We start from the raw sequence: 9,241 nt of genomic DNA, 5'->3' as shown, positions 1-9,241 counted from the left end.
AGCTCGACGCATTGAAAGCGGGGGGATGCGAACGGATCTTTCAAGAGAAGGAAAGCGGACGGAATGACGACCGTGAGGAGCTAGCTGCTTGCCTCGACTATCTCCGTCCCGGTGATACGCTTGTCGTCTATAAATTGGATCGGCTGGGACGATCAACAGCCAAGCTCGTCAACCTTGTCGACGACCTCAATAAACGCGAGATAATGTTCTCTAGCGTCACAGATAAGATAGACACGTCCTCAGCAATGGGAAAGGCTATGCTGACGATCCTCAGCGCGTTCGCCCAGCTAGAGGCTGACCTGATAAAAGAACGGACGAGAGACGGACTGGAAGCCGCTAGAGCGCGCGGACGCGTCGGAGGCAGACCATCACAGGACAGCGACAAGCTCGCTCAGGCGCTAAAGCTTCACGCCTCCAAGCAGTACACAATCAACGAGATCCGGGAAATGACCGGAGTCAGCAAGTCTGTTCTATATCGCGCCTTACATGCTCAGTCCTAGCGGCTGAGCTTTTTCGTTCACCTCAGCGCCAACGCCCACAGGGGGGATCCCCTATTACATCCTCCATACCAACTGTACTCTCCGTCTCCACAAAAAAAATCAAAATCCGGGATGACATTTCCGGACATATGAAAATACCCTCAACCGCGAACTTTACCACCTGCATCTATGATATTTTCAAAAGCTAAACCTATCAAAAGTAAGCACATAGCGTAAAATTCCATTTGCTCGTCGCACTAACTTGCGTTAAACTTGCGTTAATAAGTGTTTTACTTTATAAAACACCACCAAAATGAAAAACGAGCCGAACGTTGGTAGCGTCGACTCGTTTCAGGTACAAGGCCGCAGGGACTATCCTCGCGGTGAACTGGAAACCTTACCTCCTACACGCGCTCAAACGTTGGGGTAAGGTTTTTTGCTATTTAATTTTAAGTATGAAATCCAATAATTGAAAAATAAAAGTGCTTATTCCGAACACGATCAAAGTCACTAAAGTAGCTAACTGTATAGTCTTATTACTCATCGCATTACCTCCTCCTCATATTTAGCGAGGAAGTATCTAACAGCCTTGTACTTAAAACTGTATCATATTGAAAGCGCTGTGCCCAATTTTTCTTCTTTTTTTATTACACTGGTTGAAATTTTTTTATTATGTTATAGTAGGATGTTTAACTATCGTATTTATCAGGATTCTGGAGCTTCACGATCTAATGACTCACCTCGAATATACTGAAGCGTATCTCTAGAGATAACTTGTGAAAAAAAACTCAGTTAGGGCATATATAGGAAGTGTGGAAAACTGTGCAGGACATATTTCTTCCACAACAATGATGTTATATAACCACAGATAGTGAATAAACCCCCGAGAAGTGCCCCGGGCGGGTGCTAGAAGCTTTACAAACACTGGTTTGTTCTGTATAATTCTATGCGTACGTGGAATATTAGTAGGTAATATCTAGTTAAAATTTAGCTTTTACTAAGTAAAAATAAAAAAAGAACCTCCTCCTGTCGCAACACAGGAATCGGTTCAAAATGAGAAATCAAATTATATATTATTGCCCAAAAAAACATGAAGTCGTACAGCGTAGGGTTTTACCCTAGAGTGGCGCATTGTCTTGACGATGATTTGTAAGAAAAAGTGTTGCAACCACTTTTTCCAAACGAATCTCACAATGTTGATCAAAACGATGAAAAGGGGAATCAACCAGTACCATTTTATACCGAGGTATAAAATAAGGCTGTTTCCAAAAACATCAGATGCCCAACATCCCAAGAACAAGCCAATTAGTTGATCTCTAACCCAATTAGGCATGTTCGTCATCTCCTTTCCAATTATTTTATTTTCAATGAACAAAGCAATTTATATGAACGAGCCTCCGATCACCGCAACGAGCCGGAGAAGCTCGGGAAGCACCAAATAAGCACACAAAACAAACCCAATGAAGGGTTATTTTTTTTGCCGATACGAAAAAAAGCCGCAGATATATGATTCAAAAAAATCATATACACGGGTATCAAATAGCACTTATTATGTAGTGGTAAAAATTAGGCAAACTCCTACTATATGAACTATACACACTCGTCCGTCAAATGTCAAATATGTATAGAATCCCTTATGTTTCCTGTGTTTTTACACTTTATCCCATACAACTACCGTTATCCCCTCCTATTATATTGTCAGAAAATCCGAAAAAACCTTCTTCTTCATACCTACAAACCTAATATAGATCGAGGAGAACGAAATACAGCCCTAACGTCCGATGCATCAGTATTACCTGGAGAAATCGGATATTACCTAATCATGCTAGAATTTTTAAAAAAATCCTCTTCATCTCAGCTGAGAACTCCCTCATTATCTATCATTTGCGCCACCCGAACAGACCACGCCGCTGCTTGCCGTATGTCTCCATTCGAGAAGCAATCTCCCCGAGCTGAGCATTCGCTCGCTCCTGGCCTTGCTGAATGTCTGAGATCCGTTCAGTGAGCTGCTCCGTCGTCGTAGCCACATCCTTATGTACGGTAACGAATTGCTCACGAATCGTTTTCATATCCTCGTTCATGGCAGCACGATCTTTCTCTCCAGACTTCAACCGTTCATCCACGTTCATAAGCATGGACGCGATAGCATTCATCTTAATATCAAGCGCAGCAAGGGATTCTACCACATTTACATTCATGGATTCACCAGATTCATTCACGGTTATGATCGTCGGTTTCCCTAGCTGCAGGAGCGCAGCCTCAACCTCGTCAATCTGCTTTCCCTCAGCGTATAGCTGCCGAATCTGAACAAACACGGGGATGCAGCTCTCCGCGATCTGATAGGATTTATGCCCCTTTTTAGCCTGTAAGTGTAGCGAGTGCCTCGTTATGTATCTCCGTACGGTCTCTGGAGGGATATCCACCCTCTGAGCAACGTCCGTGACTGTTAGCCAGCTCATATAATCAGCTCCGTTCATGCATACATTCATCACGCGTTCATTCACGTTAATCCCTTATAAATAAAGGTTTCATGTCGTGAACGAAAGTGAATATATTCATGATTAGTTCGACGTACGTTCACGAATCTCCTCTCAGATCAATTTTTTGTTGGAGTCGACCACTAGGTCACTTCGATTGATCTGAGACGGTCTGAGGAGTTCGGCGCTGCGAATAACACGACTTGCAAAGATTCCGCCAGCTTCGTTCACTGACCGCTACTAAATAACCCTTACCGCACGTCTTACAATAACTCCGAACACGAGCTAATGACCATTCGAGACTAGCTTGATTGAACTCGTATTTGTTGTCCTTATCCGACGGATCTGGATTATCCTGCTTCGCTGCTTCAACGACACACCCACCGCAGAACTGCTGCCCGTTATACGTCCGGAGCTTAATAATTCCACCAAATCCCCAATCAATCCCCTCGACCTTATTGCAGCTGTTGCATACCTTTCCAGCGTGAATCAGATCAATACGCTCCTGCGCCCTCTGACATGCCTCCTTATCAACTGAATCATAATATCCAACCGCTGGCATAAGATGACCGCAGCTATAACAATTTAAATCCCGGATCGGCGACGGTGGGATATCAAATATATAGTCACCGCCTCCCTTCCTATCGCTCACCCAGCGAGCTATTCCATCAATACTCACCTTGTTAGGGAACTGGCAGCTCAGACAGACATGAGTCTGGGTAATCTCCCGACACTCCGAACAATTACATGGACTATTGAAATCATGGTTTGCCATTATAAACTTCCTTTCTATGAATTTATTATCACGTTGTCTCAGCCTCTATGCGCCATTATGAGACGTTCAACCCCGTCGGGCATATTTAAATTCGAATAATCAGACAGAGGGGGTAGAGAACGCCCATTTCGTTCGTCTAGCGCTATGCTTGACTTAGAATTATACTCTTAAAACCTATTCGAGTTAAGAGATCATTCCCTGCCTCCATTTCTATGTTGAACAGATCGAGCTGCTACGGCACAAGGGGATCCTACCCCCCATCCGGCACCGCTCCGTATTCATTCATTCTTTTTTTTAGATGTTTACACTTACGTATTTAGTTACAAAGTACGTTAAACTGCTTTAAAATCTCTTGACTTTAAGGGTTAAATCGACACGCTGATATGGTTTGGCTTAGGCTCAGGAGACACAGAACACCCACCCGAGTCCACAGATAAATAAACTATGGACACGAGTGAGTGGTTGTTATGTACGCCGTGTAAGGTAGGATGAGTATCCGTCGCCCCATATCCAAACAAGAGACGTATTACCGCCTCACGCTGCCTTTTGCTACATGAAGCCAATCCCATGTAATTGACAGCGCCCTCCCCATCTTACGATGGCTTGGCTACCTCCAGACCGATTTACGGCGTCCTCCCGTTAGTCTAACGAGCAGCGTGGATATGGTTACGCCTTTACGCTCGTTACGCTGCCTTACCGCATCGGCGCAGCTCACCGTATGCCAAGTGTTTACCGTCGTTGCTAGTGCTTTCCGACGTTCGGCGCTGTTTACTAGATTGCTTAAAAGGCAATAAGAAAGTAAGCCCACGGCATCCCATTTAAAAAAAGGATCCGGAGCGCGTCGATTATTCAATTAGATATGTAAACGGCTCAGCCGCTGACAACAAATCAAAAAGCCCCCGATCCTCCGTAAATTGGAGAATCAGGGGCTACCTCGTCCGATTATATTAAGCTTTCATTATACCTTGATTTAACTACTATCTGGAGGGTATAATGGGGCTAAATAAGCTCATTGTTGAGTGCGTGCCTGTTCACCGATTTACTAGATCGGACTGAGCAGCTGAGGGATGGGGATCCCGAGCCGCCGAACAAATGGGCTTTTATTTTGTTTTGTCTTTAGAATTTATTAGTTATGCGAGTCTCTTAATTGACTATAGCATAACTACTGTTTAGATTGGAAGAGTAGTTTTTCAAAAAATCCACATCTGGCGCGGCTTTGATAAGGCTACATCATATGGTAATACCCAAAATTCATCATGACCTTCCTTATAAATAAACGTCTTACGATTGTCTTACATATATGTAAGACAACCGACGATCCAGATTAAAAATTATTTATGTCATATTAAATGGCAGAATTGTTGAACTCAATTCCTCGCTATTTGAGGATTCACTACTATTACCTAATTTATTTGCTTGGAACAATATAAAAAATCGGCTTCTGTTCGCATCTGTTGCGACAAGGCCAATTTTTTTCTCCGGATTTCTCCAAGTGTGTTCCAAGGAGCCTTAGACATGCGACATGCGACATGCGCACAAAATCAGGTGTTTTGTACATATGTCCTCTCTTTTCTTTGTATCTATTCCACTCAACATGTATATACTACGTAGATACAAAGTCGAGGATGTGATATCATTGAGCTATATAAAACTGAGAGGACTGAAATTTATGACTACTGCAACCATTAGAAAATGGGGAAACAGTCTTGCACTTCGTCTTCCATCGGAAGTAGCAAACCATGTGAATTTTAAGGAAGGTAGCGAAATCGAAATGTTGGTTTCAGAGAATAATGAAGTTGTGCTTCGCCCCTTATTTCCGAATCCTGATAATCAGGAAGCGTTACGCGCTCATTTTCTCGCGTTACGTGATCGGTGCAAACCAGGCATGATTGCTCATGAAGAACAATTCCAAGAACCGATGGGGGATGAAATGATTTAATGGTTACTGGAAACGTAGCACGCGGGAGCATTGTTTGGCTAAGATTGAGTCCACAAGCTGGTAACGAACAAGCTGGTTACCGCCCCGCAATTGTACTTTCTGATGGATTAATTGATCCGAATAATTCCTTTTTCGCACTAATTGTCCCTATAACAAATACGACAAGACATTATCCCTTTGAAGTTCCCGTTCCTGCTGATATTCAGATTTCCGGGACAAATGTTACTCAACAACATCTCAGTGGTGTTGTACTAACCGATCAAGTCAAGTCTCTCGATCTCAGTGCAAGAAATGCAGAAGTTATTGGACAACTTGATCTCGAATCTGCTTTCTTTTTGAATATTATTACGAACGTTCGATCTATTCTAGCCTAACATTAGCTACTTAGGAATTATAACAAAAAAGCCCGGACCAGAGTCCAGGCTTTTCGTTATACATTCTATGAGCGGCAATGTTCTGACACTATAGATCCACTACGGGGATGCGCTGGAATCCAACGTCTACCTCTATAGTGCCCCTTTACTGAGTGAGCGCAGCGTGAATGTTCAATCACATGCGTTCTCTTGGGGAAACTGCAATACAGTCTAACCATTTAGGGTTCCTCCTTTAACCAAAGTAGGCTAAAGAAGGTCAAGCAATATAATCCAGCATATGTATTATCGCTACAATACTTAGCGGTCCAGTTCGACTCAAACTACGGAACATTTTTAAATTTTTGTGTATTACCAAAAAGTTACTGTTGCGTTTTGTCTACAATGTTTGATAGAATTAGGATCGTTAGCACTTGGAAAGTAACGTTACATATAAGATCAAAGTCAGACTGCCAGGTCATGACCAAGATTACTAGAGATTAAAGCTTGAACCACTTCTTTAACCCCACTGTTTATTATGGGGCTTATTCCTGTTTTTTGCAACCCTTTTTTTTATAAAATTCCACAACATTTAGCGTCCGATTTTTTCGAAACACAATATGTTGTATCTATGGTACATATATTGCTTACCTAAAAAACATCTCAAAATAACATGTTTTTTTAAGGTTTTCGTTGTTTTATAGGAACTGCTATTATCTCTATATCTAGTAATTGCTCTTTTTCTGAATTATCAAAAAAATCTAAAGGCAGCCTCTGAATTTCTCAGGGCTGCTTTTTTTATCCCGAATCGCTACCAGTTAGATTTTAACCTTTTATGATCCTCAATCCACTTCTGGCACTCGGTTCAATACCTCTACCTATAATTCTTCCAAAGCGGTTGATATGTTGCTTCGTCTTCTTTCCCAGTACAGCAAAAATAGAGTTGATAAGACTCATACTTAGGAGTATAAAAAAATCTATATGCATCAAGGCTTTAACATTTTACGTACGTATGAGTATACTCCTCAATGATTAGTTAGGAGTATATTCATACGTACGTAAATCCAACAAAAAAACCTTGTATAACGCGGCTTTGCCGCGTTTTTGTAACACTGGAGGAGTATGAACATACATCCTCCCTTATCCTGCCTTCCTTAATTACTCCATAATTAAGTTGGATTTATCTGCACAGTTCGCGCTGCACTGGCCAAATTAAAGTTCCTAGTAAATGCGTGACTGGGAAAGAGTAAGAAGGTAGAGATTGAGAACCATGAAAAAAGGAGGCACCATCAGGGCGTGTGGTGAGGATCTAAATCTGTATAGCGTATAATCATAAGGAAAGGAGGGCGATTTTATGTCGTGGGAAGAAATCAGTATAGAAAACCAAGAAAAAAATGAATTTATTAGATCATATATTTTTACTTACTTCGGTGAATCTATTGGAGATGAAATATTAGTTATGTCAGATGCATTAAAAGCTTTTTGTATACTCAAAGGTCTTCACTTTGGGTCTGAAGAGGAAACGTTCATCCTACCAGATAATCATATTTCAACAGATTGACACCGCTCAAAATTTCCGCGACGATCAGCTGCTCAGGGCTGAGTCTATCGTCGTCTCCGTATTGCTTAATCATCATTTTCATGAGTCTCTCCTCCGGTTCTTTCTCTCTAAGTGCTGATTAAAATCAATGAGCGTTCCAAGCAGCGACAATATGCGTCTGTCGCTAAGACAGCTGAGCAGATCGAGGCAGCTCGCAAGGTAGCCGCCGCTAATCCGACAGCTGCCAACCTAACCGCATATGCAACAATGAAACGACAGGCCAGGGAATGATCCTCAGTCTCTTTTTTTGTTTCACTATATTAAGAGTTGGCTAACATCTGCCACAAAATAAAGTAGAGTTCGATATTTAATCCAGGAGAATGACTGATAGGTTCAAAAATAGGTGAATCTCGAGGCCGTTTGGGGTCATTTTCCTAATTTCTATGACCTTTCACCTCTCTTTTAGATATAATTAAGAGATATCAAAAGATGGTCGTTCGCTTCGCTTACTTATAATTATATTCGACATTATTTCATGAAGTGGTGTATCTTTCAAAAGAAAATTTACGGAGGTTAGAATGAGTGAAACGTTAGCAAAAAAAAAGAAAAGATTGGGAAGAACTCCACGGAGAAAGACAGAGATTCAACAGCGTCAACAGGAGAAGCATGAGCGCCTTGAACGGATAAAAAATAAAGATCAAGCAGAAAAGATAAAGAAAGTAGAACGCGAATTTAACAGGTTATCCTACACTTTGGACAAGCAACAATTAAAAGATAGTAAGGACAACCTTTTAACATATCCGGTAGTAGTTAATCTAATTAACGGTTATGCAACTCGTTGGGGAAAGCGTTATAAAAACAATCGATTAACACGGGAAGATTTTCTAAGTGCGTTTTATGAGATAGCTTGGACTATAGTAATGGATTACTCTTGGCTGGATCCATACTATCTGTACGAACAATTAAAAAAAGGCATACAAAGTCGAGGCAAAGACATATTGCGATCGAGTAAATATGATAAGCGTCGTGCCTTTCACGATTCATTGTCATTAAAAGAAGGGTTTGAGGATTTCTATCCTGACAACTATCAGTTAGAGGATATGGTTATGCTTAAACTCTATAAAGAGGAGCTTAATAGTCTCGAACAAGACGTCTTTAATATCATTAACGATGGCGGTTCACAAAGAGAAGCTGCAAAGGAACTTAGAAAAGATCGAAGAACAATCAGAAAAACTGTGAATAGAGTTCAAGAAAAGTACGACTCCTATCGTTCAGTTTCATAAAGCGTGTAAAGGTACATCAACAGCCGCAGAGAGCGCCAGATACGTCGCTGTTTTGAAAACTCCCCTTCCAATCCCTGACAGGGACAGCTCAAAGCCGTGATATATTGGATAGGTTCGTACTCTGTACGACGTTTCGCCTTACACTAGCCCCCGACTCGTCCTCGGGGGCTTTTTACCGTTCCCTTTAACGGTGATTTCCGGGAACCGTCCCAATGATCCCAGAGGAGCGCCAAAAACAGCCCTTTTACGTTCCCTAAAACCGTCCCTTTTTCTTATTCCCTAAACTTGATTTTTTGAATGTTTTAGGGAATAATAGCATTATACATATCGGGAGGGATTCACAATGGCGAAAATCGGCTATGCTCGTGTATCAACGAAAGAACAGAACCTCGATCTGC

The 9,241-nt window shown here is 41.7% G+C and carries 9 protein-coding genes; 6 read left to right on the top strand and 3 right to left on the bottom strand.

Features of this window, described 5'->3' with window-relative positions; genetic code table 11:
- The first annotated feature begins 11 nt into the window (after window positions 1-11).
- A complete protein-coding gene (locus NSS82_RS32600) occupies window positions 12-500 on the top strand; it encodes a recombinase family protein (RefSeq protein ID WP_341109933.1) in 489 nt (162 codons plus the stop codon).
- A 1,859-nt stretch (window positions 501-2,359) separates the two neighbouring features.
- Here NSS82_RS32600 and NSS82_RS32595 read toward each other — a convergent pair.
- The 3 genes from NSS82_RS32595 to NSS82_RS32585 all read right to left on the bottom strand — a co-directional run bounded on the left by NSS82_RS32595 (window position 2,360) and on the right by NSS82_RS32585 (window position 4,584).
- Window positions 2,360-2,938: a hypothetical protein gene (locus NSS82_RS32595; protein WP_143761378.1), complete on the bottom strand. Its 579-nt coding sequence runs from the start codon at window positions 2,936-2,938 to the stop codon at window positions 2,360-2,362.
- Window positions 2,939-3,104: 166 nt separating this feature from the next.
- Window positions 3,105-3,731, bottom strand: coding sequence for a hypothetical protein (locus tag NSS82_RS32590; protein WP_076273818.1), 627 nt, complete (start codon window positions 3,729-3,731; stop codon window positions 3,105-3,107).
- Between the two features lie 607 nt (window positions 3,732-4,338).
- Window positions 4,339-4,584, bottom strand: a complete 246-nt coding sequence (locus tag NSS82_RS32585) for a hypothetical protein (protein ID WP_178944319.1) — start codon at window positions 4,582-4,584, stop codon at window positions 4,339-4,341.
- 783 nt (window positions 4,585-5,367) lie between these two features.
- Between NSS82_RS32585 and NSS82_RS32580 the strand changes: the two genes are divergently transcribed.
- The 5 genes from NSS82_RS32580 (at window position 5,368) to NSS82_RS32560 (ending at window position 8,843) form a co-directional block, all read left to right on the top strand.
- Complete coding sequence (locus NSS82_RS32580) at window positions 5,368-5,670, top strand: AbrB/MazE/SpoVT family DNA-binding domain-containing protein (RefSeq protein WP_076273819.1); 303 nt, start codon at window positions 5,368-5,370, stop codon at window positions 5,668-5,670.
- Window positions 5,670-6,044 (top strand): type II toxin-antitoxin system PemK/MazF family toxin, encoded by a 375-nt coding sequence (locus NSS82_RS32575; protein WP_076273820.1) that lies wholly within the window; start codon window positions 5,670-5,672, stop codon window positions 6,042-6,044. Before NSS82_RS32580 ends, NSS82_RS32575 begins: the two co-directional genes overlap by 1 nt.
- Before the next feature lie 1,330 nt (window positions 6,045-7,374).
- The gene (locus NSS82_RS32570) at window positions 7,375-7,581 is read left to right on the top strand and encodes a hypothetical protein (protein WP_076273813.1); all 207 of its coding nucleotides are present in this window, start codon (window positions 7,375-7,377) and stop codon (window positions 7,579-7,581) included.
- Between the two features lie 111 nt (window positions 7,582-7,692).
- Entirely contained in the window at window positions 7,693-7,851 is a 159-nt protein-coding gene (locus NSS82_RS32565) for a hypothetical protein (RefSeq protein WP_178944317.1), read from the top strand.
- 287 nt (window positions 7,852-8,138) lie between these two features.
- Window positions 8,139-8,843, top strand: a complete 705-nt coding sequence (locus NSS82_RS32560) for a helix-turn-helix domain-containing protein (protein ID WP_076273814.1) — start codon at window positions 8,139-8,141, stop codon at window positions 8,841-8,843.
- Window positions 8,844-9,241: the final 398 nt, after the last annotated feature.

Source organism: Paenibacillus sp. FSL H7-0735, assembly GCF_038008505.1.
Taxonomy (GTDB): Bacteria; Bacillota; Bacilli; order Paenibacillales; family Paenibacillaceae; genus Paenibacillus_AQ; species Paenibacillus_AQ odorifer.
This window is presented reverse-complemented; position numbering and strand designations above follow the sequence as displayed.

Excerpts from the sequence above, each read along its gene's own strand:
- NSS82_RS32595 (WP_143761378.1), bottom strand. The coding sequence starts at position 2,938 with ATGAGCTGGCTAACAGTCACGGACGTTGCTCAGAGGGTGGATATCCCT.
- NSS82_RS32590 (WP_076273818.1), bottom strand. The coding sequence starts at position 3,731 with ATGGCAAACCATGATTTCAATAGTCCATGTAATTGTTCGGAGTGTCGG.
- NSS82_RS32575 (WP_076273820.1), top strand. The coding sequence starts at position 5,670 with ATGGTTACTGGAAACGTAGCACGCGGGAGCATTGTTTGGCTAAGATTG.
- NSS82_RS32570 (WP_076273813.1), top strand. The coding sequence starts at position 7,375 with ATGTCGTGGGAAGAAATCAGTATAGAAAACCAAGAAAAAAATGAATTT.
- NSS82_RS32560 (WP_076273814.1), top strand. The coding sequence starts at position 8,139 with ATGAGTGAAACGTTAGCAAAAAAAAAGAAAAGATTGGGAAGAACTCCA.